The sequence below is a fragment of the Streptomyces sp. MJM8645 genome (genome assembly GCF_001625365.1).
In the GTDB taxonomy this organism is placed as follows: Bacteria; Actinomycetota; Actinomycetes; order Streptomycetales; family Streptomycetaceae; genus Kitasatospora.
Window position 1 is genome coordinate 455,767 of the sequence record NZ_LJJF01000002.1, and the last position, 23,457, is coordinate 479,223.

Here is a 23,457-nt window from a genome sequence, read left to right on the forward strand (position 1 = left end):
CATGGCGGCCCCGACCCACCTGCTGGGGATGCACCTGGCCAATCCGGTCGTGGTCGGCTCCGGCCTGCTCACCGACCAGGAGCGCAACATCCGCAGGCTGCTGGAAGCCGGCGCGGGCGCGGTGGTCACCAAGACCATCCACCCCAACCCGCCGATCGGCCTGGACGAGCGCCTCGTCAGGCTGCCCACCGGAATGATCAACAGCACCACCTACTCCAAACGGTCCGTCGAGCACTGGGTGCGCATCCTGCGCGACCTGACCAGGGACGGGCTGCCGGTCATCGCGTCGCTGCACGCCGACAGCCCGGCGGAACTCGCCGAGTTGGCAGCCCGCGTGGAGGCGACGGGCTGCCGGGCACTGGAACTGGGCATCTCCTGCCTCAACGAGGAGGACGGCCTCGACGACACCCCCGAGCGAGTGCACGCCTACACCGCGGCCACCCGCGCTGCGACGCGGGTGCCGTTCTCGGTCAAGCTGGCCAGCGGGGAGGGCCTGCACGCCCGGGCGTTCGCCGCCGCCCGGGCCGGCGCCGACGCGGTGACCATCAGCGACACCCTGCCCGCCGCCGCCGTGCACCCGGAGACCGGTGACCTCCAACTCGGCGGCGTGTTCGGCTACTCCGGACCGGGCATCAAGCCGCTCGTGCTGGCCTCCCTGTGGAAGCTGCGCCGGGCCGGGTTCACCCTTCCCGTGCTGGCCTCCGGCGGCGTGCAGTCGGGCCGGGACGTGCACGACTACCTGGCGGTCGGCGCGGTGGCGGCCCAGGTGTACACCGCGCTGCACACCGACATGTACCCCACGCTCACCCGGATCGTGGCCGAGACCACCGGAACGGACAACACCGGGACGGGGAACGCCAACGCCGGGATTACCAACGCCGGGAACACCGGCCGGGGCCTCGAACCCGTCACCGGCGCGGACCGACCCGGCCGGGTGCGGCCATGACCCCCCGCAGCGCCGGGCCGCAGCTCTGCGACCTGAGCAGCGCCGACGTCCTGGCGGCCACCACCGGGCGGACCGTGGTGTGGCCGGTGGGAGCCACCGAACAGCACGGTCCGCACCTGCCGCTGTCCGTGGACACCGTGCTGGCCGAAGCGTTCGCCCGGCAGATCGCCTACGAGCTGAACGCCCTGACCCTGCCGGCGCAGTCCATCGCGGCGCGGTCGCTGCCGCAGAGCGGCGGCGGCCTGGCCTTCCCCGGCACCGTCTACGTGCGCGGTCGGTCCCTGCTGGCCTTCCTGGAGGACGCGCTGGAGTCGCTGTGCGCCCTGCCGTGGAGCCGACTGCTGGTCGTCAACGGCCACTTCGAGAACGAGCCGTTCCTCTTCGAGGCCCTCGACGAGGTGGGCCGACGGCCGGCGGCCGCGGGCAAGGAGTTCATCGCGCTGAGCTGGTGGAGCCTGGTCGACACCGACTGGCTCGCCGGGCGGGTGCCGCTCTTCCCGGGGTGGCACGCCGAGCACGCGGGGATCACCGAGACCAGCCTGATGCTCTACCTCCGCCCGGAGCTGGTCTCGGCCGCACGGCCCGACCACGCCGACCCACCCCGCCCGGGGATCTACCTGCACCCCGCCGACGTGAGCCGCACGACCAACCAGGGTGTCCTGTCGAGTACTTCGGGCTCCACCGCCGCCCTGGGCAAGGAGCTCTTCTGGCACGTGGTCTCGGCCGCGGTCGACCTGGTGTCGAAGAACAACGGACTGCTGCACGAGGAGAAGACTTGACTTCCTCCCCCGGCTGAAGCCGGGGGATTCCCCTCAGCCTCACGGCTGAGCCGCTGCGCGCGAGCGCTGCGGTCGGGATGTTTCCTGCTTCACCGACGACTGCCCGCCCGGAGTGCTCCGTTGAGGTCTTACACCGTCTCCACAGGCTGTAACCGCCAGTCCGGCGGCCAGGATGTTGCGTGCCGCGTTCACGTCCCGGTCGTGCTGTGCGCCGCAGGCGCATGCCCACTCGCGGACGTTCAGCGGCATCTTCGCGGCGGTCGCGCCGCAGGCCGAGCACAGTTTCGAGCTGGGGAACCACCGGTCGACGGTCACCAGGTCCCGGCCATACCACCGGGCCTTGTACTCCAGCATGGACCGCATCTCGGTCCAACCCGCGTCACTGATGGCACGGGCGAGCGTCCGGCTCCTGAGCATGTTCCGGACCGTCAGATCCTCGATCACGACCGTTTGGTTCTCGCGGACGAGCCGAGTGGTGAGCTTGTGCAGGAAGTCCCTGCGGCGGTCGGCGATGCGCGCGTGCACACGGGCGACCCTGAGCCGGGCCTTCTCCCGGTTGGCGCTGCCCTTGACCTTGCGGGACAGCTCCCGCTGAGCCCTGGCCAGGCGTTCCCGGTCCTTGCGCCCGTACCGGGGGTTGGTGATCTTCTCCCCGGTGGACAGCGTCACCAGACTGGTGACACCAACGTCGACGCCCACGGCCGGGTTCACGGGTGCGGGCACCGACGGGCGGTCCTCGCACAGCAGGGAGACGAACCAGCGCCCCGCACTGTCCTGCGACACGGTCACCGTGGACGGCGCAGCGCCCTGCGGCAGCGGCCTGGACCACACGATGCCCAGCGGCTGGTCCATCTTCGCCAGCGTCAGCCGGCCGTCCCGGAACCGGAACGCGGAGGACGTGTACTCGGCGGACCTGCGGGACTTCTTCCGGGACTTGAACGTCGGGTACTTCGCCCGCTTCTGCCAGAAGTTGGTGAACGCCCCCTGCAAGTGCCGCAGCGCCTGCTGCAGCGGAACCGACGACACCTCGGACAGGTAGGACAGTTCCCCGGTCTTCTTCCACCCCGTCAGCATCGCCGACGTGGCGTTGTAGTCGACCCGCTCCTGACGCAGCGTCCACGCCTCCGAACGGGCCTGCAACGCCATGTTGTAGACCTTCCGCACACACCCGAAGGTGCGCGACAGCTCAGCCGCCTGCGCATCCGTCGGATAGAAGCGGTACTTGAACGCCCGCTTCACGTGAGTCGTGGTCATGACCCACAACCTGGCGGGGCAATCCGTGCAGCTCGAATCCCGCACGTCACAGCACTGCGGTCCGCCCCGGGGGCGAAACGCAGCCACCTGACCCGCTACGCGGGCAGTCCAATTCCTCCCCCGGCTGAAGCCGGGGGTATCCACGGAGGTCCATGATGACCGTGCCCACCCTCTGCGTGAGCAACGCCGTCGACACCCTGCGCGACTTCGCCGTCCGCGCCGACGACGTCGACGAACTGCTGTCGGAGTGCTACGCCCAGCAGGACCAGGCGCTGTTCTGGGGGCCGCTGGACAAGATGCTCATCACCTACGAGCCGATCGGAGACCTGGACTGGCAGCGGAAGTTCCTGGAGATCGACGGTGTGGTGAACCTCAGCCCGGCGGGCCGCACCGGTTCGCTGTTCGCCGACATGCTCGCCGATCCCGAGCTGATGGCCGCCGTGGCCGCCCACGCCGGTCCGGGCCGCAGACTCCGGCTGATCCCGCACACCACCACCGCCGACCTGTGGCGGTTCACCGAGGCCCTGCGCACCCGGTACGACGTGGTGACCGAGCTGCCGGAGAGCCCGCCGCAGCAGCCCCTGCGCGACCTGCTGGACACCAAGACCGGCCTGCGCGACCTGGCCACCGACCTCGGCATGGCCGACGGACCCTGCCGCATCCCGCCCGGCACGCACTGCGCCGGGAAGCAGGACGTGCCGGCCGCCGTCCGGGACATGCTCGCGACCGGCACGCCGTGCATCGTCAAGGCGGATCGCGGCGAGGCGAGCCTCGGCCTGCTGATCTTCCGGCCCGGCGACGACGACATCGCCGAACGCCTGGCCGGAAGCACGTTCTACGACGAGGACCCGGTGGTCGTCGAGGAGTTCCTCCACGGCGACATCACCTTCCCGTCCGTGGAGTACATGGTGCCGGCGGACGCCCCGCCCCACCTCTGCTACACGACCGACATGCTGTTCGAGGGCGCCACGCACCTGCGCGGCAACGTCACCGCGCGCGAACTGCGCCGCGCATGGTGGTACCGCCCGCTGACCGAGGGCGGACTCCGGCTGGCCGAGGAGATGCAACGGCGCGGCTACCGCGGGCGATTCGGCATCGACGCGATCGCCCGCGACGGCGTCGTCTACCTGCACGACCTCAACGCCCGCCGTACCGGGTCGAGTCACGTGCACGAATTCGGCGAGCACCTCATCGGCCCCGGCTACCTCGACACCCACGCGGTCGGCAACTACGACTTCTACGGCCTGCCGACCGGGCTGTACCTGCCGGAAGTGCTGCGCCTGCTCGGACCGCTCGTGGCCTCGCCCCGACACGCCGACCGGGGCGTGGTCCCGACCGAGCTGACGGACCTTCAAACTGGCAGACTGAGCTGCATGTTCTACGCCCCCAGCCTCGCCGAACTGCACGACCTGATCGACCGAGCCAGGACGGCTCTGGACCTCGGCCGGTGAGCAGTACGCTGCCCGTGGTCGGGACGGCCCGGCGCTGGCTGGTGCTGACCGTGGTGCTGCTGTGCTTCCTGCCCGCCGCCGTGGACGTCACCATCCTCACCATCACCGTCCCGACCCTCGCCCACGAACTGCAGGCCTCCCCGACCGAACTGCTGTGGGCGGTCGACGTGTACTCGCTCCTGATGGTCGGACTGGTGCTGGTCAGTGGGCCGTTGGGCGACCGGATCGGGCACAAGCGGCTGCTGCTGGCCGGACTGGGCGTCTTCAGCGCGGCCTCGGCGCTGTGCGCGGTGGCACCCGGTCCGCCGGCCCTGATCGGCGCCCGGGCACTGCTGGCGATCGGCGCGTCGATGATCATCCCGGCCACGCTGGCGCTGATCCGGCAGACCTTCGGCGACGGCCGAGACCACGCGGTGGCCATCGGAGCGTGGAGCGCGGTCGCCGCCGGCGCCTCGGCGCTGGGACCGGTGGCCGGCGGCTTCCTGCTCCAGCACTTCTGGTGGGGCTCGATCTTCCTGGTCAACCTGCCGATCGTGGCACTGGCCGTGCCCGCCGTGGCACTGCTGCTGCGCAACGAGGTCGAGTCCGAACGGCAACCGTGGGAGGCCACCTCGCCCCTGCTCTCGATGGTGGGGTTCCTGGGCTGCGCCTACGCCATCATCGCCTTCACCCACGACGGCGTCGGCATCCCGGAGGTGGTGCTGCCGGCAGCGGCGGGCCTGACCGCGCTGGTGCTGTTCGTGCGACGGCAGCAGCGGATGCCGCACCCGATGCTGGATCTATCCCTGTTCCGGCTGCCCGGACTGCGCGCCGGAGTGGTGGCCTCGGTGCTGCCGGTGCTGGTGATGGTCGGCTTCGAACTCCAACTGGTGCAGTACCTGCAGATCGCCAAGGGCCTGTCGGCAGAGGCCGCCGCGCTGTACCTGATCCCGATGCCGTTGGCCGCGACGGTGGCGGGGCCGGTGGGCGGACTGCTCCTCTCCCGCCTGGGACAACCGCGCGCGGGCGTGCCCGCCGGCCTGCTGCTCGCGGCGACCGGATACGTCCTGGCCGCCTCCGGCACGGTGGTCCCGCTCGGACTGGCCCTGATCGGGTTCGGCCACGGCCTGGTCCAGATGGTCGCCTCGAACCTGATCATGACCACCGCGCCGTCCTCCCAGGCGGGCGCGGCGGCGGGCATCGAGTCCGTCGCCTACGAGGCCGGCGCCGGCCTGGGCATCGCCGTCTTCGGCACGGTCACCACGGTGGCCTACCGGCTACTCCTCCCCCCGGGCACGTCATCGTCCCCGCTGGACGCGGGCGCCTCCCCGGAAACCGCCCAGGCCTTCACCGACGCCTTCCACTCCACCACCTGGCTGGCCGCCGCCCTCACCCTGGCCACGATCCTCCTGGCCACCCCGACGAGGACGTCGACGCGGTCCGCAACACCCTGCGCATCCGGCGCATCCGCAGACGCCTCGACGTCCCCGGCCCCGCCGGATCCGGGGACGAGCAGCACACCGAGCAGGAGACAGCCGAACGAACGCACCTGACAGGCGTCGTCGACCAGACCGACCGGCCGCCTCACCCATGAGGCTGAACAACCATCAAGTCCCAGCCCCGGGGACGGGCCAGGCCCCGGGGACGGGCGCGTCCCCGGGGCGGCGATCAGCGGGCAGGTCTTGTGCAGGTCCCAGGGCCCGGGGCTCAGGCCTCCACGCCGTAGTACTGGGCGAGGAAGCCGATCACGTCGTCGGCGTGCGGGAGCAGCTCCGGCAGTTCCCGGGCCAGCGTGGTGCGGGTGGCCTCGGCCAGTTCGGGCAGGCCGGTGGCCGCGCCCTTCACGTACGGGTCGAGGCGGCGGACGAGTTCGTAGTTGCTCTCCACGTCCAGTTGCCGCATCGCCTTCTCCAGCGGGGGCGCGTCGGCCGGCGGGATGTCGGGCAGGACCCGGCTGACGAAGGTGACCCGGTGCAGGACCCGCCAGCACGGCGGCTTGCGGTCCGACTGGCGGGCCTGGCGCAGCGCCGCCGCGTTGGGGTCGTGCCCGTTCTCCAGCCAGAGGGGGTCGACGACCTTGTGGAAGAAGCTGTCGAAGTGCTCGCTGTCCTCCCCGAGGTAGAAGCTGAGGAAGCGGTAGGCGTCGACCTTGCCGGGCACCTTGACGGGCTGTCCGTCGCGGTCGAAGACCGGGTTGCGGTCGCCGTCGTAGCTCTGGAGGTTACTGCTGGGCGCGACCTCGACCTCCAGGCCGAAGGAGCGGGTGGCCTCCTTGCCGCGGGCCCGGGTGGTGATCATCCCGCCGCCGACGGAGGCGTCGAGCTGGGCGCCGATGCCGATGCCGGCGATCTGGAAGGAGGTGCCGATCGAGGTGCCCACCGAGCCGGAGAGCGAGTACGAGCCGGCCGTGGTCTCGCTGACCACGTCGGTGGTCTCGGTGGTCTCGGCGAAGAAGCCCCCGGCGGCCGTCCACACGTAGGTGTTGACCAGGTCGCGGCGGGAGAAGCCCTGCCCGGTCGCGCTGTCGGTGGCGTCCCGGCCGCGGGCCGGCGAGGCGTCCGCGCCGATCGCGCCGCCGAGCACCCGGCCGGCCCGCTGGGCGAGCGGGTCGGGGGCGTGGGTCTCGGTGGAGACGCTGTCGTAGTAGCTGTGCAGGCGCTGCTGGTCGCGCTGGATGCGGCGCTTGAGCGCGTACGCCTCGCGGGGCTTGAAGTAGCTGTACTCGCCCCGGTCGCGGGCTCCCTGGTAGTCGGGGTCGGCGACCTTGCCGCGGGCGTCGAATCCGACGGTGCCGTCCAGGGTGCCCTGCTTGGTGTAGCGCGGGTTGATCGGGAAGGGGACGACGTTCCAGTCCTTGGGGATGTCCGGGTTGGGCTGGATGCGGTAGGCGACCAGCGCGCCGCTGTGCGCCAGGCGCAGCGCGAAGACGTCGGCGGTCTGCGACTGGACGACGGCGAAGCCGGTGTTGGCCGGGACGTACCGCCGCCCGGCGGTGGGGTTGAGCACCCGGCCCGGGTCCTCCCAGTGGCCGGTGAGCGAGACCTTGGTGGTCCGGGCGGTGTTCTCGCCCTGGGAGACGGAGGTGTCCTCGGCCCAGCTGTTGGAGAACTCCAGGTTGCCCCGCACGCTCGCCGAGACCCCGCCCTTGGCGATGGACTTGGCGATGCCGAAGCCGAGCGGGGCGGTGATCATCCAGACGTCGACGTCCACCTCGTTGGAGAGCGCGAAGCCGAAGGCGGCGTCCACGCTGCGCTCCTTGGCGGAGGACAGCGAGCGGACGACCTGTTCGGCCTCGGTGAGTTTGACCGTGGAGGCGCCCTCGAAGGTGTCGCTGCCCGGGTCGGTCAGGCCGGCGGTGAGGTTCTCCGAGGGGATCGGCGGGGCGCCCTCGACGTAGCCGATCAGCTGCGGGTCGAACTGGATCTGGCTGACCCACTCGCTGACCAGCTCGCCGACCTTGTAGCCGGTGATCAGGTGCCAGCGGCCGTCCTGGAGGTAGCTGTAGGCGCGCTTGAGGACGCCGAACGCCTCGCCGCGCGAGCCGTACTGCATGTCGGCGTACTCGGCGACCGCCGGGGCGGCCGAGATGCTCTGGTGGAACGGGGTGCGCAGGCCGGCCAGGGCCGATCGGACCTGGGCGGCGTCGTTGGAGACCGGTGCGCTGGACAGCACCGTGCGCGGGCGGCTGGCTTCCGGGCCGAACTCCAGGTGGTTGCCGCGCAGGCCCTCGTCGCGGACCTGGGCGGTGCGGGCCTCGGTGGAGTCCCGATCGAACGGCCAGTAGGCGACCAGCTCCTCCTTCTCGCCCTTGAGCCGGGTGAACAGGTTGTCCAGCAGCTGCTCGTGGGTGCGGGCGGTGCGCCAGATCCGCACTTCCTCCAGCACGCCCTCGAACGCCTGGATGGGCTTGCCGCGCTTGAGTACCGCGCCCAGGGTGAGCTGCGCGTCGCCGTTCTCGGCGAAGGCGGCGGTGTCGGGCAGGCCCGGGGTGTCGGGCAGGCCCGCGGTGTCGGGCAGGCCCGCGGTGTCGGGCAGGTCCGGGGTGCCGGCCGGGTCGCAGGCCACGGCGACGCCGTTGCGGTACAGCCGGAAGACGCTGCCGCGCGGGTCGGGGTTGCGGACCCAGCGGGCGCCGCGCAGCCGTGCCGGGTGCGAGCCGGTGGCGTCGGCCGTGGTGCTGCCCGTGTTCTCCTCGAAGCGCCACTGCGCGACCAGGCCGCGGTCGCGGGCGGTGACGGCGGTGCCGAGCCGGGCGGCGTCCCGGGCGGCGCCCCAGATCCGGACTTCGGCGAGCACCCCGGTCAGCTGCTGGACGGTGGCGCCCTCGCGCGCCCGGCCGAGCTCCAGCGGCGCGTCGTTGCCGCGCGGCCCGGGGCCCTCGTAGCGGCCGGCGCCGATCTCGCGGCCGTCCAGGTGGAAGCGGATGTCCTGCCACTCGCGCACGGCGAGCGACTCGACCAGCTCGACGCTCTGGGTGACGGGCTTGCCGTCGGCGCCGGTGGCGGTGATCTGCCGGGTGCCCTTCTGCTCCTGCATCGAGCGGCCGCCCTTGCGGACCACGGCGATGCGGTGGAACTGCCCGGCCCGCACGCCCTCGGTGGAGGTGAAGCGCACGGCCCGGCCGTCGGGCTCCTCGAAGGCGAACTCCAGCCGCCCGTCCGGGAGGACGGCCAGGCGGTAGGGCACGCTGCCGCCGATGCCGTCGGCGGTGCGGCCCTTGGAGAGCAGGCCCTGGGTCTCGCCGAGGCGGTCGACGCGGGCGAACACCTCCAGGGTCAGGTCGTCGGCGATGTCCAGCGCGTCGTCGTCCGGCACCTCCAGATGGGCGTCACCGGTCAACTCGACCGCCCAGGACTGCTGGTAGGCCAGGGCGAGGTGGCTCCACTCGCGCAGCGGGAAGGTCTCCCGGCTGACCACCCGGCGGTCGCCGACGGCCGCGACGGCCCGGCAGCCGGCGTCGGCGATCGGCGCGCGGGCCGGGACGGGCGTCGGCATGCCGCGCAGTTCGGCGTGCCGGTTGTTCCCGGAGCGGTCGGTCAGGACGGCCGGGGTGCCGGGAGCGGGCGCCGTGTATGTCCAGTAGCCGAGCAGCCCCGCCTCGTTGCCGCTCAGCCGCCGGCCCTGGTCGGCCCGCAGCTCGTCGCCGCCACGCGCCTTGGACCAGAGCCGGACCTCGTCCAGCCGGACGGCGGCGAACTCGCCGGGCCAGCACAGCACGGTGCCCAGCGAGAGCCGGCCCTGCCCGCGGTAGGGGGCGTTGGCGGTGCGCCGGGCGATCTCCTGGCCGTCCAGGTAGATCACCTGCTGGCGGGTCTCCCGCTGGAGGACGCAGGCCCAGTGGTGCCACTTGGTGTCGGAGAACCGCTGGGTGGTGTCCAGGTCGTCGCCGTAGAAGGCGAACGTGAAGAAGCCGTTCTTGCGGAAGCCGATGTGCAGGCTCTCGTTGGCACGCCCCTCGGCACCGCTGTGCCCGAGCACCATGTGCGGCTGACTGTCGATCTTGGTTCGCTGGGCCCAGAACTCCACCGTGAAGTCGCCGTCGCCGAAGCCGAAGGCGCCGGGCACCACGGCGGCGTCGTCCGTGCCGTCGAAGACCAGCCCGGAGGCTGCCTGGGTGCCAAGCAGGCCGAGACCGTACGGGGTGTCCCCGGCGTTGGCGTGCAGCAGCCGCACCGGCCCCTCGACCCGCTCCGGGTTGACCCAGGCCTCCAGGGTGAGGTCACCCGGGGTCGCCGCCCGGGGCAGCTGCCCGGCGGGCAGGGCCAGGAAGCGGCCCTTGCCGTCGAAGGCGTAGGCCCGGCCCGGCATGTCGGCCCGCCAGCGCCCGCCGTGGCCGCGCACCAGGCCGTCCGCGCTGCCCAGCGGCAGTTCGGCCAGGCCCCCGGGATCGACGGTGATCAGCCGGGAGCCCTCCGCGAGAGCGCTGCCGGGCTGCGAGGACTCGGACCAGCGGTGGTCGTAGCGCACCCGCTGCACGCTCATCCCGGGCTTCAGCAGGGTCTGGTCCGCGCCCGCGCCCAGGCGCAGGGACTTCGATCCGGCGGGGTGGCTGCCCTCGAAGCGGAAGCCGTGGCCGCCGACGGTCACGAAGCCGGGGCCGGACAGCGGGGCGAGGGTGCCTTCGGTGAACTGCACGACGTCGCCGTCGATCCGCAGCACGGTGGCGATCGTCACGGGCTGCTCGGCCGCGCCGTTCACCACGGCGGCGAAGTCCTCGGCCCGGCGGGGCAGGTGCGACCACTTCTCGGTCTGGCCGTCGTGCCGGACGGTGAGGGTGACCTGCGTCGGGCCGTCCCCGGCCTCGACGGTGATCGCCGTCCCGGTGAGGTCGGTGTTGGCGTCCCGGGCCGTGAAGGAGACCGTCCGCCCGCCGGCGGCCAACTGCCGGGAGGAGCGCAGCACCTGGCTGTCGTAGTACGCGGCGAAGAACTGGCCGTTGGAGCCCCGGAAGTAGAGCACGACGTTGCCGGTGGCACTGTCCAGCAGGAACGGGCGGTCAGCGGCGCGGGCGAAGCCCAGCAGCGCGCCGGAGCCGCTCAGCCCGGTGCGGTCGACGGCGAGCTGCGGCACCGGCAGGGCGATGTCGTCGGAGCCGCGCACGCCGCCGGTGAGTCGGCCCAGTTCCTCCTGCTTGGCGGCGAGGCCGGCCTGCTGGGCGGTCAGGTCGCGGCGCAGCTGGGTGAGCCGGTCCTGCTTGATGGCGAGGAGCTCCAGGCGCTGGGTGAGTTCGGAGATCTGCTGGTTCAGCCGGTCGGTGGCGGGACTCGACTTCAGCGAGTTGTCGATCCGCTCCAGGACCAGGACGCCCTCGCCGGAGGCGTTCACCGTCGAGTAGTCGTACTGGACGATGCGGTCGCCCTTGCTGTCCCGGGCCGCGACCAGCTTGCCGCTGTGCCGGGCCACCAGGCCGTTGCCGTTCCAGCTGTCGAGCGCGAAGTGGGTGGCGGCGTTGTCGGCCTCCCGGCGGTACTGGATCAGGGGGACGTCGTTGCCGGTCTCACGGCCGTCGACGTTCATGTCGAGTCCGGAGTTGGCGTTCTTGACGAAGTAGCAGGTGATGCCGTTGAGCGTGGTGCCGGTCGGCTCGAAGGTCCAGATCGTGGACGCGGCTTGCTTGTCGGCCGTGCGCACCACCGGGGTGACGCTGTCCTTGCGGTCGCCCTGCACGGCGAGGTACTGGTCCTTGCCGTCCTTCTGCAGCTTGAACCGCAGCCGGTAGCGCCAGAACGTGACGTCGTTCTCCAATGCGGCGCGCGCCTCGGCGCGTTGGCGCTCGACGTCCGGGGTCTCGGCGGTCTCCAGCTGGAGGCGGGTGATCTCGGCCTCGGTGGCGGCGATGTCCCGGGACAGCCGGGCCACCTGGGCGTCCACCTCCCCGGCCGCGTCCACGTTCCCGCTGGACTCCGGCGCGGCCAGCACCGGCAGGGCCAGTTCCTCCGGGACCTGCGCCAGCCGGCCGTCCCGGCCCACGCCGAGGTCCAGAGTGGCGACGTAGGCCTCGTCGGTGGCCTGGCCGGTCACCGGGTCGGGCCCGCCGGTGGTGCAGGCCAGCAGCACCCTGGCCTGGCGCTTGACCGGCTTGGACGTCTGGTCGTAGCCGGCGGGCGCGGCCTCCTGCTGGTGGTGCAGCAGCGCCGACAGGCCGGAGACCACCCGGCGCCCGGCGAAGGCGAAGCTGCTGCGGCTCACCCCGGAGTCCTCGCCGACGGGGGCCTCGGAGGTGACCCAGGCGGGGCCGCCGCTCAACGCGGCGTGCCGGCCGTGGTCGGTCTGGTCGTGCAGCGTGGTGCCGGAGCCCTCGTCGAAGCGGTAGTAGACGGCCAGCCCGGGCTCGTTGCCGATCAGACGGCGGCCGCGGTCGGCGGCGATCTCCGCACCGCTGCGAGGGCGGAGCCAGATCCGCACCTCATCCAGCTCGCCACGCCCGAACGAGCGGGCACCGCGCCCCAGGGTGAGTCCGCCGAGGCCGGCGTACGGCATGTCCGTGGTGCGGCGGCCGACTTCGACGCCGTCGCGGTAGACGATCTGCTCGCGGGTGTCCCGGGCGAAGACGCAGGCCCAGTGGTGCCAGTCGGTGTCCGTGGTGCGCTGCGGGATGTCCAGGTCGTCGTGGAAGAAGGCGAAGGTGAAGGTGTCGTCCGGGCGGAAGCCGATGTGCAGGGTGCGCAGCCGGACGCCCTTGGAGGCGCCGTGGCCGATCAGGAAGTCCTCGCGGCCGCCGGTGGCGGTGCGCCGGGCCCAGAACTCCACCGTGAAGTCGGAGTCGGCCAGGTCGAGGGCGCTGCTCGGCAGCTCGGCCACGTCGTCGACGCCGTCGAAGCGCAGGGCCGTCCCCGCCCGGCCGCCCCCGCCCGCCGCGGGGACCAGCGGACGGCCGGTGAACGGGCAGGTGCCGGGCGCGCTCTCGTAGACGGCGTCCCGGTGGCGCGGGTCGGGGCTGGTCCAGGCCTGGGTGCCCTGGGTGCTGAACAGGCCGTCCCGGCCGCGCTCGACGCTGAAGCCGTCGATCCGGCCCGTGGCGTCGTTGTGCGCGAAGAGCTGCCAGCGCTCCCGGCCGTGCACGGCGGTGGGCACCAGCAGGGCGGTGAACCGGCCCTCGGAGAGGTTGCGGACGAAGGACAGCTCCTGGGTCGGCTCGACGAACGGCCGGCCCTCCATGTCCTGCGTGCCGAGGCTGTCCTTGGCGGAGTCCGGGCGGCCCTTGTGCCGGCTGCGCCGGTAACGGACCTCCAGCACCGGCTTCAACTCGCCGCCGGCCAGCACGAACCGGTCGCACAGCAGGGTGGCGTCGACCGCCGCGACCTTGCCCTCGCCGCCCTTGGCCAGGTAGTCGGTGCGGGCCGGGTCGCCCGAGGAGCCGGTGCCGTCGGCGAGCCGGAACACCGCGTCCGGGTGGTCGGCGCGCACCGACTGGCGCAGCACGTACACGTGGGTACCGTCGGACAGGACCTGGAAGGGGGCGGCGGCGCCGAGCCGGGCGGTGCTGGACAGGAACCGGTCCAGCTCCTGGTCCTCCAGCCGCTCCGCCGCGTCCGCCTCGACCCGGCCCCCGCGCTTGACGACGGGCATCCGCACCGCGCCCGCCACCGCGTAGCCGACCCTCGCCACCTCCATCGGGAAACGCAACGCCAGCGGGTCCTCCGACCAGTACGCCGCGTCCGCCTCGCCCTTCGCCTCGTCGTGCTGCGACAGGTCCAGGACGCTGTAGACGATCCGCCGTTGGTCGTCCATCGCGAACGCGACCGTACTGCCTTGGTGCCGCACGGTCGTGGTGTGCACGTAGGCGCGGTCGCTGTAGACCTTCGCCAGGTGCTGCGTCTCCGTCAAGCTGCCACCTCATGCCGGGTGGCCGAAGGGCTACCGACGGCCACGCGATCAACACAGAACGTGCCCACGCTTTCACCGGACGTGACTGATCATCAAGATACTTTCGGGCCACGGAACATGGCCGATCACGCCATCCGCCCCGGACACGCACGACGCGCACGCCGTCGTGTTCACCGCCCTGGCCGCGCTGTCCGGGATGGATCGCGAGCACATCCGCGACCGCACCCTCGAAGGTGTTTGAGATCGGCCGCGCCCTGTGGCTGGCGGGGTCGCCGGGATCGTCTGCGCCCACCGAAAAGCCCAGGCCGGGGACCAATCCCGACCTGGGCTTCGGTGTCTTCGGTGTGCTGTCAGCGGCGGGTGGTCATCGAGATCCGGGCGAGGACGGCGGTCGCCTGCGCCGGGTTGACGCGGAGCCAGGCGGCCAGGTGCTCTCGAACGGCCTCGGCGACGCAGGCGCGGACGGGCTCGCTGCCCAGTCGTTCGCGGGTGGCCCCCTCGAACTCGGGGCGATCGAGCTTCACCGACACGACCGCCGTCAGGCCCGCGCCGAGCTGGGCGGAGGTGAGGTCGGGGTCGGACGGGGTGAGCAACTGCTGCTCGCGGGCGTGGGCGTTGAGCGCGGCCGCCAGGCCGTCGCGGAAGCCGAGCTCGTGCGTGCCGCCGTAGGTGGTCGGCCGGCTGTTGGCGTAGCTTGCGACCCGCTCCTCGCGCGAGTCGCACCAACGGAAAGCCACCTCGACACTTCCCTCCATTTCGGAGTACTCGCGCTCGAAGCCGATCACGTCCGGGTGGAGGGGGGCGGCGCCCTGCTCAGCAATGCGGTCCCTCGGTCCGCCCGGGAACCGGAAGCGGACGGCCCGGGGCGCCGCGGGGTCGCGGTCATCGGTCAGAGTGACGTCCAAGTCCCGGTTCAGGAAGGCCAGTTCCCTGAAGCGCTCGGCCAGCGCGTCGAACGAGAACTCCAGCGTCTCGAAGATCTCGGCATCGGGCCGGAAGGTGATCGCGGTCCCGCTGCCGTCGGCCGGTCCAGCGTGGGCGGGCGTCGCGACAGCCACACCTCGCTCGTACTCCAGCACCCAGCGGGCGCCGTCGCGCCGCACCTCGGCCGTCAGACGGTCCGACAGCGCGTTGACGACGGCCAGTCCCACGCCGAAGTAGCCGCCGAGCAGCGAGCGCCGGTTGGCAGGCTGCGCCCCCCAGCAGAGCACGGTCAACCGGGTCTCCAGCGCAGGGCCGTCACTGTGACCGGCGTGCTCGACCGGGACGCCCATGCCGTCGTCGGCGACGCGGACGCCACCATCGGCGGTGAGGGTGATCTCCACACGGCTGGCGGTACCGCCGAGGATCTCGTCCAGCGCCCACTCGGCGGCCTCGAACACCAGGTCGTGCAGGCCGCGTTCACCGACCGATCCGATGTACATCCCAGGCCGCTTCCGAACGGCCTCCAGGCCCTCAAGAACCACGATCTTGCTGCCGTCGTACGCCTTTGATTCCTCGCTCATGATGTCCCCTCCGAAGGTGCCCGACAAAGCTCCCCCAGCCTAGGAGATTTCCAAGAAAACACCAGGTCAGAGCCAGTTTGGCGAGGCCACGGACGGGCCCCTGAGGGGCAACCGCGAGCGCCCGGCCGGGACGGGTTCGCACTGCCGCCGCGATCCGGTCACGGCCCCCTGAGGGGCGTCTGAGGCACCGTTCCGGGCGGCTGCGGGGCCACGAGTTTCAAGAATTTTCACGTCGCCCCGGGCGTACAGCGTCTGCCGCTGTCGGACGGGACGCCGAGATGGTGTCAGCGGCCTGTCGTACAGTCGCCACCTGTGACAACGACCCTGATGACGTACGCGGGCACCACGGTGCCCGACGCGCCGCCCACCCGCACCGGCGGCGCGCCGCTGGCCCCGGCCGGGACCACCTGGCCGCAGTGCGCCACCTACGACGGACCGATGCTCGTCGTCCAGCTCAAGGAAGGACGGGACCACGCCACAACGATGAACTTCGGCGGCCGCGGCGAGGCCTACGCCTTCGCGTGCGAGCCCTGCGCACACGCCGTGTTCCTGCGGCAATGCTGACAGCAGCAACCCTCCACCCCCGCTCGGAGAGCCGAACCGCGCTGGAGCAGCTACGCGCGATGCTCGGGGAACCCTCGTGCTGGGGCCGGGCCAGGCCCGCGATCTGGGACGCCAGCGAGCGGCACCTCGGTTTCCGACTGCCGGCCGACTTCAAGGCGTTCCTCGACCTGTACGGCCCCGGCTCGGTGGACGGCTACCTGACGATCGACCGGCCGATGGACACCACACCGGCCGAACTGGAGCGCCACTGGGGACCCCCACCTGAGCGTCCGGCCTGGTACGGCGAGATCGCCGAGGACTGCTGGGAGGTGGACGAGTCCGACGTCCAATCGGGCGTTCTGCTGCTGTGGGGAAGCGACGAGCACGGCAGCCGGTACTTCTTCCGCGCGGTCGAGGACGAGCCCGCCGAGTGGCGGATCATCATCAGCAGCGACGAGGTCGAGTGGTTCGAGACCGCCGGAACGTTCACCGAGTTCCTGGTGCGCTGCTTCCACCGGATCGACCGCCCCGACTTCATGGACTCCAGCTGGCCGAGGCCCGGCGCACGCTACGAAGCCCGCGGGTGAGCCCGCGCTCAACGGCCTGGGCTCCCGACTGACAGCGGCGCGTTGTGCACCAGGCCGCTTGACCCGGTTCTCCTGCCCCGGCCCGAGGCTACGGATTCCCAGCCGTCTCCACCGGGTAGTGCTGCTCGGGTAACGCAGAGGCTGTAGAGGGCCGCCGTGCCGGTGTGCGCGGCAATGGACCAGGGGTGGATTGTGGCACGCCGCAAGACGGTGGCGGAGATCCTCGCGGAGGCGTACCGCCTGAAGCAGCAGGCGAAAGCCGCGGAGGCCCGGCGAGGGACGCAGCAGCAGGCACCCGCCAAGCCCTCCGCGCCGGCTCCACCTCGCCCCCGGAAGCGGACGGTCGACCCTGCGGTCGAACACGCCCGGCTCCTGGCCGCCGGGGAGAAGCACCTCAAGCGCGAGGAAGCCACCCGTGCGAGGGAAGCCGCTCGGGTGGAGGCCGAGTTGGCCAAGCGCCAGGCCGCACGCCGTCGAGCGGAGGAGGCGAAGAAACGCGAGGAGGCCCAGGCCGAGAAGGAAGCCCAACGACAGGCCCGGCAAGCGGAGACGGCCCGCCTCAAAGCCCAGGCCGACGAGGGAACACTCCAATGCCGCTTGCGCCGCGAGGAGTTGGAAGCGGTCCTGCTTCAGCGTCCCGAGGGTCTCGACCTGTGGCATCCGCACGTGGAACAGGCCTTCGCCCACGACGGCCCGCAAGGCGTCGCCAGCGTCGTGGAAGACCTCTTGAGGCACGCTCCGGTCCCCGAGGGCTGCCGAACGGCGGCCCACGCGGTCTACGTCCCCGAGGCGCAGCAACTCCTGGTCGAGGTCGAGCTCCCGAGCCACGAGATCGTTCCCACGGTGGCCTCCTACCGCTACGTGGCGCAGCGGGCCGAGGTCGTCCCCCAGCCGCTCAAGCAGGCCGAGGTCCACGAGGCCTACGCCCGGCTCGTGGCCCGCCTGGCCCTCCGCGCGCTTGACGAGGCGCTCTCCGCCACGCCGGCCGCGTTCGTGGACAGCGTCATCCTCAACGGCCGCGTCAACGCGACGGATCCGGCAACCGGCCAGGCCGTCCGGGCGTGCGTCGTCAGCGTCGTCGCCCAGCGCGAGGACTTTGCCGAACTGGTCCTGGACGAGCCGAGACTGGACCCGCAGCAATGCCTCCACCGGCTCGGCGCCACCGTCTCCAAGCACCCCCACGATCTGGAACCGGTCACACCCATTGTCGAGGCGGACCTGTCGCGCTACCGCATCATCACCGACACCGCCGTGGTCGCCACACTGGACAGTCGGCCGGACCTGCTCCAGATGAACCCCTACGACTTCGAGCGGCTGGTGCGCGAACTCTTCGAAGCCATGGGCTACGAGACCTGGCGCACCCAGGGATCCCGCAACGACGGCGTGGACGCGGTCGCCATCCTGAACGACCCCACGGGCTCCAGCGTCTTCGCCATCCAGGCCATCGGCCTGTCCGCCGGAGTCGTTCTGGCCAGCGGGTTTCGCGGTTGTCCCACCGAGGTGTCCACCAGTGTTGTCCTGCGGCCGCGTCCACTTCCTGTGCCGCCGCCGGCTGCGGTGTTGCCCGGGCTGGGCACGGGGACGTGCTGAGCTGCTGGTGCAGCTCGGGGTGGTGGCACTGACGGGGCTGCCGATCCTGCGGCTGCCCCGGGTGGTCAGCTGAGCTGAGACGCGGGTGGTCGGCCGAGAGCTGAGCGGGACCGGCCGCGCCCGGTACGGCAGCAGGGCTCGGACCGCGCGTCGCGGTCCGAGCCCTGCCCCGTGCGGTGCCGCGCTGCGGCGGCGGTGCGTCAGCCCTGTACGGTGTCACCGCCCGCCTGCCCGGCGCCCTCAGCCGTTCCTGCCTTCTCGCGCATCTTGCGCACCAGCTCCGCCTTCTGGTCGGCTGCACCCTGGCGGTCGAGGTTGCGGTGCGGACCGTTGTTCTGCCGTTCGGCGCGGGACTGCCTCTTGCGCTGGCCGCCGCCCATGCCCACGGGGTTGTTGATGTTCTTGCTCACGGTCGTGGGTTCTCCCGGTGGTGAAGTGAAGTGAAGTGAAGTGATCTACGGATTCATCGGTGGGGGACGGGCGGCGACGTCGAAGGACGTCAGCAGGGGCCCATCACGCGCTCACTCGTAAATCGGGGTCTGGAAGAACATGGCAAAGACGTTACCTGGTTCCGTCGGCCCTGCACACCAACCTTTTCGCCGCCCCCGCGTCGGCCGGGCCTTCGGCGAGCGCCCGGGGCCGGCCGGTTCCTTCGGAATCCCCACACCGCCAGCACACCCGCCAGCACCCGCCGGTCGTCGCCGCCCGCCGTGTCACAGATGGGCGTTGCTGGGCCACGGGGGCGTTGCCAGTGGTCGCGAGCACACTGATGGCATGAGAGGTCATCTCACTTGCGTCCCGCCGTTGCGGGACAACCCTTGGCTCGGGCAGCGGCGATTCACCTGCCGATTTCCCTCATGGGCCGCAAGCTGTTCGTCCGCTGGACCCTGTCCGCCGTGGACAACGGAGACCTCCACTTCAACCAGCCGAAGACCGAGGCCAGCCGCGCCTGGATCAGCCTCTCCCCCAGAGTCATGACCGCCCTCCACCGCCAGGCCGCGATCCAGATGGCCGCCCATCCAGCGGGCCGGCTGGAGGGCCTGGTCTTCGCCAACTCGGATGGATCGCCCCTGCGGCCCCAGTGGGTCCTCGACCAGCTCCGCAAACGCACCGCCGAACTCGGCTTGCCCCGGATCGGCCTGCACGACCTGCGCCACACCGCGGCCAGCATCATGATCGCCGAGGGCATCCCCATCGCCGTCATCTCCAAGACCCTGCGCCACGCCACCCTGGCGACCACGATCAACCTCTACGGCCACCTCCTCAAGGACTCCGCCGACCAGGCCGTGCTCGCGTTGGCCCAAGCTCTCGACCGGGCCGCCGTCGGGCGGAGCCCGGCCCCCGGGCCTGGCGAAGTCTTCCAGCGGGCGGCGTAGCCACGCGTCGAACGACTTCGGCACTACGGCTTGGAACCGAGCGCGGGGCGTCTCTGGCCGGAGCGCCGGTCAGAGACGCCCAAGCCTCGTGTCAGCGGCAGGGAGCTCGTCTTCCTCAAGGTCCGGGCCCAACGGCTTCCGCCGTGAGTTCTCCGGACCGCGCCACGGGCCGGGTGCCGCCCTCGTCGTCACCACGGCCATCGCCGAGTCCACGCACACCCTCGGCATCATCCTGACCAACCACGCAGACACCCCCGTGACCGCCGACATCGACGACCGACTCGACCCCACCCGCGGGGAAACCCACACCGTGGACGTGGGCAGGACACTCACTCTCCAGCACGACACCGACGCCGCCCACGGCTGGTACGACCTCACCCTCACCGTCGACGGCGTGCCCTCCTACAGTCACCGCCTCGCCGGGCATCTGGAGGACGGCAAGGAGAGCATCGCCATGGGCCCGCCGCGAAACCTCTGGTCCCGGTGCACCGAGCTGGACCGACCTTCGGGGATCGGTCCCCTCCCGGACAGCCGGAGAGGGGACCGATCGGCCGTGCCGACGGGGTCAGTGCACCGTGTCCGCCTGGTCGGGGATCACCGCCCCCCGGTCGCCCAGGACCGGGCCCGCCGACCTCTAGGTGGTCCTGCCGATGAGCCGCTGGACGGAGTCCGGCGGGGCGGCCTCCTTGTCCTTGACATGGGAGTCGGGGATCGCCGGCCCGTAGACCTGGCGCATCGGGAGCACACCGCCCCAGGCATTGCCGTGGTCCCAGTCCCAGTCCTCCTGGGTCTCGTGCTCCGGCTCGGCGGCGTTGTGCCGCTTGAGGCGCACCACCGTCGTGTTCTCCGTCAGGCTGATGGAGAGGACCCCGACGGTGGGGGTGTGCTGCTTGTCCGAGTCCAGTTCGCTGACCTTGCCGCCCTTGCCGTCCTTGATCGGGCGCAGCTCGGGCCACCGGCCCGGGATGACCTGATCGCTGAGCGCCTCGAACGCCTTCGCCCGGTCCGCCGGATCGACCGTCCGGGCGATGCCGTCCACCACCACGGAGCGGTAGTTGAGGGAGGTGCTGATCGCCGCCCGTCCGACGAGCAGGCCGTCGAGCACGGTGACGGCCAGGCAGACGTGGACCCCGGCGTCGTTCCACAGCTGCCGAAGTGAGGGCGCCAGCCCGGTCTGCGGCGGCCAGTAGACGGAGCCGTGCAGGTAGAGGCGCCGCTCGTCCCCCTCCTCGTGGTAGGCGTAGACCATGGGCACGCACCTCGGCCCGCCCGTTTCGGGGTCGACGTGGGCGAGGGTGCAGACGTAGGCCTGCTTGAGGACGGCTGTGGCCGCCGCCAGGTCGGCCGTCTCCTTCGTCCGCTTGAGGTGACCGCTCATCCGGTCTCCTTCTCGGCGTCCTCCTGGGCCTTGGCCAGGATGGCCTGGGCTGCGCTCTCGGGGTCCTGGCCGTGGAAGGGGCGGTCGAACAGCCAGTTGTAGAGCATCTCCCGGCAGATCTGCGGCTGGTAGGCCGGCACTTCGTGCCCGGAGTCGGGCACCGCGACCTGGGTGACGTTGTTCAGGGTGCGGACGAAGCCCTTCGGGTGGCCCTGCGCCTGCTTCCAGATCAGCCGCGGGGCCTTCTGCCAGCCGTCCTTCATGATCTCGTCGAGGATCTCCTCGGTGCTCTGGTACCCGCAGGCGGTGTCGAAGTCCCCGGTGTAGAGCAGGACCTTGTAGTTCTCCTTCGCGTGGATGAGTTCGGTGTACAGCGGCGAGGCGTCCGCCATGTTGTCGGCCTTCAGCGCGATGGCCACCGGACCGGAGTTGTCCTCGGACTTCCACTCGTGGTCGACGTGCAGGGCCTCCTTGACGGCGGCGTTGTTGAGGTAGGAGCGCAGTGCACCTGCGGACAGGTCCTCCCAGCGCCGTACGTCGTAGACGTCGAAGTCGCCTCCGTAGGCCAGGACCGCATCGACCAGGCCGTTTCCGAGGTCAGTGGCCTCCTTCATCCTGCCGCTGCTGATGGCCTCCTGGAAGTGCTTGTACGAGGATTCCAGGATGTCTTTCTGGCCCTTGCCGAGGAATCCGGACGCGTAGGCGTAGTCGATCATGACGCGGATCGAGAGTTCCGGGGTGATCCAGCCGTTGCCTACGGAGATCCCCTTCAGATTGACGTGCGTTCCGGTCTTCGCGAGGTTCTTCTGCTGGATCTTCTGGGCGATGTACGGCACGTACTTGCCCGCGTAGCTCTCACCGCACACGTAGAGGGGGCACTGCTGGTACTCCGGGTACGTTTCGAGGAACTGAACCAGCGCCCGGTGGAACATCTCGCTGAGTTCGTCCTCGTCCTTGACGTACGTTCCCGACTTCTTGCAGTAGCTGTATCCCGCGCCGACCGGCTGGTCCCAGTAGATGACGTGGGCTTCCTGGTTCCAGGAGTCGGGACTGATCGAAATGGTCCCGACAGCGTCGTCACCGATGCGCAGCGGCCCGTTCTCCAGGAACAGCCCCAGGAGCGACGAGGCGCCGGGACCGCCGTTGAGCCAGATCAGCAGAGGGGCCTTCTCGATCAGGTCCTTCTGCTTGTCGGCGTCGACGTGGGGATCGCAGGTCTGGCTCTCGAAGAACCAGTAGAACAAGCGGCTGCTTTCGTTGCCGGGGCCGTCGACGTCCGCGTACCCGGCGTAGGAGCGGACCGTCTTCGGGACTCCTTCGTCCTCCTTCTTCTCGGGGTCGGGATAGAAGTGGATCGTCTGGGTGTCGAAGGCGTTCGCCGGGATCGAGTAAACGGGCTGACGAAGCATGGTTCACTTTCCGTTTCGGGAGGGAGGTCAGGACGTCGGCGTGACGCGCCCGGGCAGCGGGCGGACGTAGCGCTCGAAGTGGCGCTCGGTGTGCGCGACCTCTTGGAGGACCCCGATCCGCTGGCCCATGAGGAGCTGGAGCGCGGGGAACCGCTTCTCCTCGAACAGCAGGATGTTCAGTGAACCGCCGTACTGGAAGTAGCCGATCTCGTCGCCCTTCTTCACGTCGACCGGGTCCGACTCCGCCGTGATGTTGCGGAACGGATCGAGGAACCTCACGGAGCCGATCGAGTTGAGGCCGACGGGCACCAGGGCGACATAGCCTTCGCCGTCCGGTTCCCCGAGGTGGTCCACGTAGGGCGTCTTGATGATGGCGTATCCGCGGCGGAAGTCCTCGAACAGGCTGTAGTCGTACCCGTAGCCGACGTTCCCCTTGTTGAGCAGGTCGGGGAAGTCCCGAATCCCGTAGTAGACGCCGCCGACGTCGTCGCGGGCTTCGACCACCTCGCCGCCGACCGGGGCGTGGTAGCGGTGGTAGGTGTCAGGCATGAGGATGCACGACACGGCCGTGCCGCCGATGAACTTCTCGGCGTACTCGGAGCCGTCGAGCAGCCTGCTGACACTCATGGTCACGGCCGCCTTGATCGGGAGCGGCGTGTCGGGCGCCAGATTGTCGACGATCATGTTGATGACGCAGTCGGTCGGGGCGGTCACGACGCTGGGGTCGTCGGGGTGGTCGATCGGCCGCTTGCCGGGCTTCAGTTCCCTGATGAAGAACTTGTTGAGGGTCGACCAGTCCCCCTTCTTGAAGTCCTCCATCCGCTTCTCGCCGAGTTCGTCGATCCACTGCTGAACCAGTTTCTCGGAATCCTCGGAGTCCATCTGCCGGCCCTGCAGCTGCGTGAAGTCCGCCAGCACATCGCGCCCTGATTCGCTGGTCACGAATGCGAGTCCCGCGGCGTTCTCGTAGCTGATCCAGCTGAATTTGCGGATGTATTTCAGCCCGTCGGAGATGGGCTGCTTCCAACCCCAGTCGTACCATTCGACGAAGAATTCTGCCAGGGTCTTTCCGGTCGCCCCTCGCCAGTCCTTGTAGACGTCCGAGTCCGGGTACACCGTGGGCGGCGTCAAACCCCTGATCGCCGCATCGAACTTGCGCCTGAAATCGCTTTTCTCGTCGTCGTAGAGCGCCTCGACCTTCTTCTTGAACTCCTTGATGTTCTGCGACTCCATGTCCTGTGTCCTTCCGTTCGACGGGACCCCCTGGGCGCTGCCCTCTCACCAGTACGTCCCGCTCCCTGAAGAACCGCACCTGCGGCTACTCCGTTCGTCT

15 protein-coding genes are annotated in these 23,457 nt (G+C 70.8%); 8 read left to right on the top strand and 7 right to left on the bottom strand.

The genetic code is table 11. The features are described 5' to 3' along the window. The first annotated feature begins 1 nt into the window (after window position 1). Window positions 2-946: a dihydroorotate dehydrogenase gene (locus A6F73_RS32750; protein ID WP_079136470.1), complete on the top strand. Its 945-nt coding sequence runs from the start codon at window positions 2-4 to the stop codon at window positions 944-946. Next, complete coding sequence (locus A6F73_RS32755) at window positions 943-1,725, top strand: creatininase family protein (RefSeq protein WP_063351996.1); 783 nt, start codon at window positions 943-945, stop codon at window positions 1,723-1,725. The genes A6F73_RS32750 and A6F73_RS32755 overlap by 4 nt, the downstream gene beginning before the upstream one ends. Before the next feature lie 39 nt (window positions 1,726-1,764). Here the strand turns inward: A6F73_RS32755 and A6F73_RS32760 are convergent, their stop codons facing one another. After that, window positions 1,765-2,979: an RNA-guided endonuclease TnpB family protein gene (locus A6F73_RS32760; RefSeq protein WP_063351997.1), complete on the bottom strand. Its 1,215-nt coding sequence runs from the start codon at window positions 2,977-2,979 to the stop codon at window positions 1,765-1,767. A 155-nt stretch (window positions 2,980-3,134) separates the two neighbouring features. Between A6F73_RS32760 and A6F73_RS32765 the strand changes: the two genes are divergently transcribed. Beyond that, window positions 3,135-4,430, top strand: coding sequence for a hypothetical protein (locus tag A6F73_RS32765; RefSeq protein ID WP_063351998.1), 1,296 nt, complete (start codon window positions 3,135-3,137; stop codon window positions 4,428-4,430). Next, a complete protein-coding gene (locus A6F73_RS32770; RefSeq protein WP_079136471.1) occupies window positions 4,427-5,962 on the top strand; it encodes an MFS transporter in 1,536 nt (511 codons plus the stop codon). The genes A6F73_RS32765 and A6F73_RS32770 overlap by 4 nt, the downstream gene beginning before the upstream one ends. A 154-nt stretch (window positions 5,963-6,116) precedes the next feature. On the opposite strand, the gene A6F73_RS32775 is transcribed toward A6F73_RS32770, so the two are convergent. After that, a complete protein-coding gene (locus A6F73_RS32775) occupies window positions 6,117-13,736 on the bottom strand; it encodes a LamG-like jellyroll fold domain-containing protein (protein ID WP_063351999.1) in 7,620 nt (2,539 codons plus the stop codon). A gap of 350 nt (window positions 13,737-14,086) precedes the next feature. Then, window positions 14,087-15,241, bottom strand: a complete 1,155-nt coding sequence (locus tag A6F73_RS32780; protein ID WP_063352000.1) for an ATP-binding protein — start codon at window positions 15,239-15,241, stop codon at window positions 14,087-14,089. A gap of 312 nt (window positions 15,242-15,553) precedes the next feature. Here A6F73_RS32780 and A6F73_RS32785 point away from each other — a divergent pair, with 312 nt between their 5' ends. From A6F73_RS32785 to A6F73_RS32795, 3 genes are all read left to right on the top strand, one after another. Beyond that, window positions 15,554-15,805, top strand: coding sequence for a hypothetical protein (locus A6F73_RS32785; RefSeq protein ID WP_208869232.1), 252 nt, complete (start codon window positions 15,554-15,556; stop codon window positions 15,803-15,805). Beyond that, window positions 15,799-16,371, top strand: coding sequence for an SMI1/KNR4 family protein (locus A6F73_RS32790; protein ID WP_159398656.1), 573 nt, complete (start codon window positions 15,799-15,801; stop codon window positions 16,369-16,371). Before A6F73_RS32785 ends, A6F73_RS32790 begins: the two co-directional genes overlap by 7 nt. A 192-nt stretch (window positions 16,372-16,563) precedes the next feature. Then, window positions 16,564-17,961: a restriction endonuclease gene (locus A6F73_RS32795; protein ID WP_159398657.1), complete on the top strand. Its 1,398-nt coding sequence runs from the start codon at window positions 16,564-16,566 to the stop codon at window positions 17,959-17,961. Window positions 17,962-18,161: 200 nt separating this feature from the next. Here A6F73_RS32795 and A6F73_RS32800 read toward each other — a convergent pair whose 3' ends face one another. Continuing rightward, window positions 18,162-18,371, bottom strand: coding sequence for a DUF6243 family protein (locus tag A6F73_RS32800; RefSeq protein ID WP_063352004.1), 210 nt, complete (start codon window positions 18,369-18,371; stop codon window positions 18,162-18,164). Between the two features lie 447 nt (window positions 18,372-18,818). Here A6F73_RS32800 and A6F73_RS32805 point away from each other — a divergent pair, with 447 nt between their 5' ends. Beyond that, window positions 18,819-19,337: a tyrosine-type recombinase/integrase gene (locus A6F73_RS32805; protein ID WP_063352005.1), complete on the top strand. Its 519-nt coding sequence runs from the start codon at window positions 18,819-18,821 to the stop codon at window positions 19,335-19,337. 634 nt (window positions 19,338-19,971) lie between these two features. Here the strand turns inward: A6F73_RS32805 and A6F73_RS32815 are convergent. The 3 genes from A6F73_RS32815 to A6F73_RS32825 are packed head-to-tail and all read right to left on the bottom strand — an operon-like array spanning window position 19,972 to window position 23,357. Further along, window positions 19,972-20,715 (bottom strand): pyridoxamine 5'-phosphate oxidase family protein, encoded by a 744-nt coding sequence (locus A6F73_RS32815; protein WP_063352007.1) that lies wholly within the window; start codon window positions 20,713-20,715, stop codon window positions 19,972-19,974. Next, entirely contained in the window at window positions 20,712-22,124 is a 1,413-nt protein-coding gene (locus A6F73_RS32820; RefSeq protein WP_063352008.1) for a hypothetical protein, read from the bottom strand. Before A6F73_RS32820 ends, A6F73_RS32815 begins: the two co-directional genes overlap by 4 nt. Before the next feature lie 27 nt (window positions 22,125-22,151). After that, the gene (locus tag A6F73_RS32825) at window positions 22,152-23,357 is read right to left on the bottom strand and encodes a phosphatidylserine decarboxylase (protein ID WP_063352009.1); all 1,206 of its coding nucleotides are present in this window, start codon (window positions 23,355-23,357) and stop codon (window positions 22,152-22,154) included. Between the last annotated feature and the right edge of the window lie 100 nt (window positions 23,358-23,457).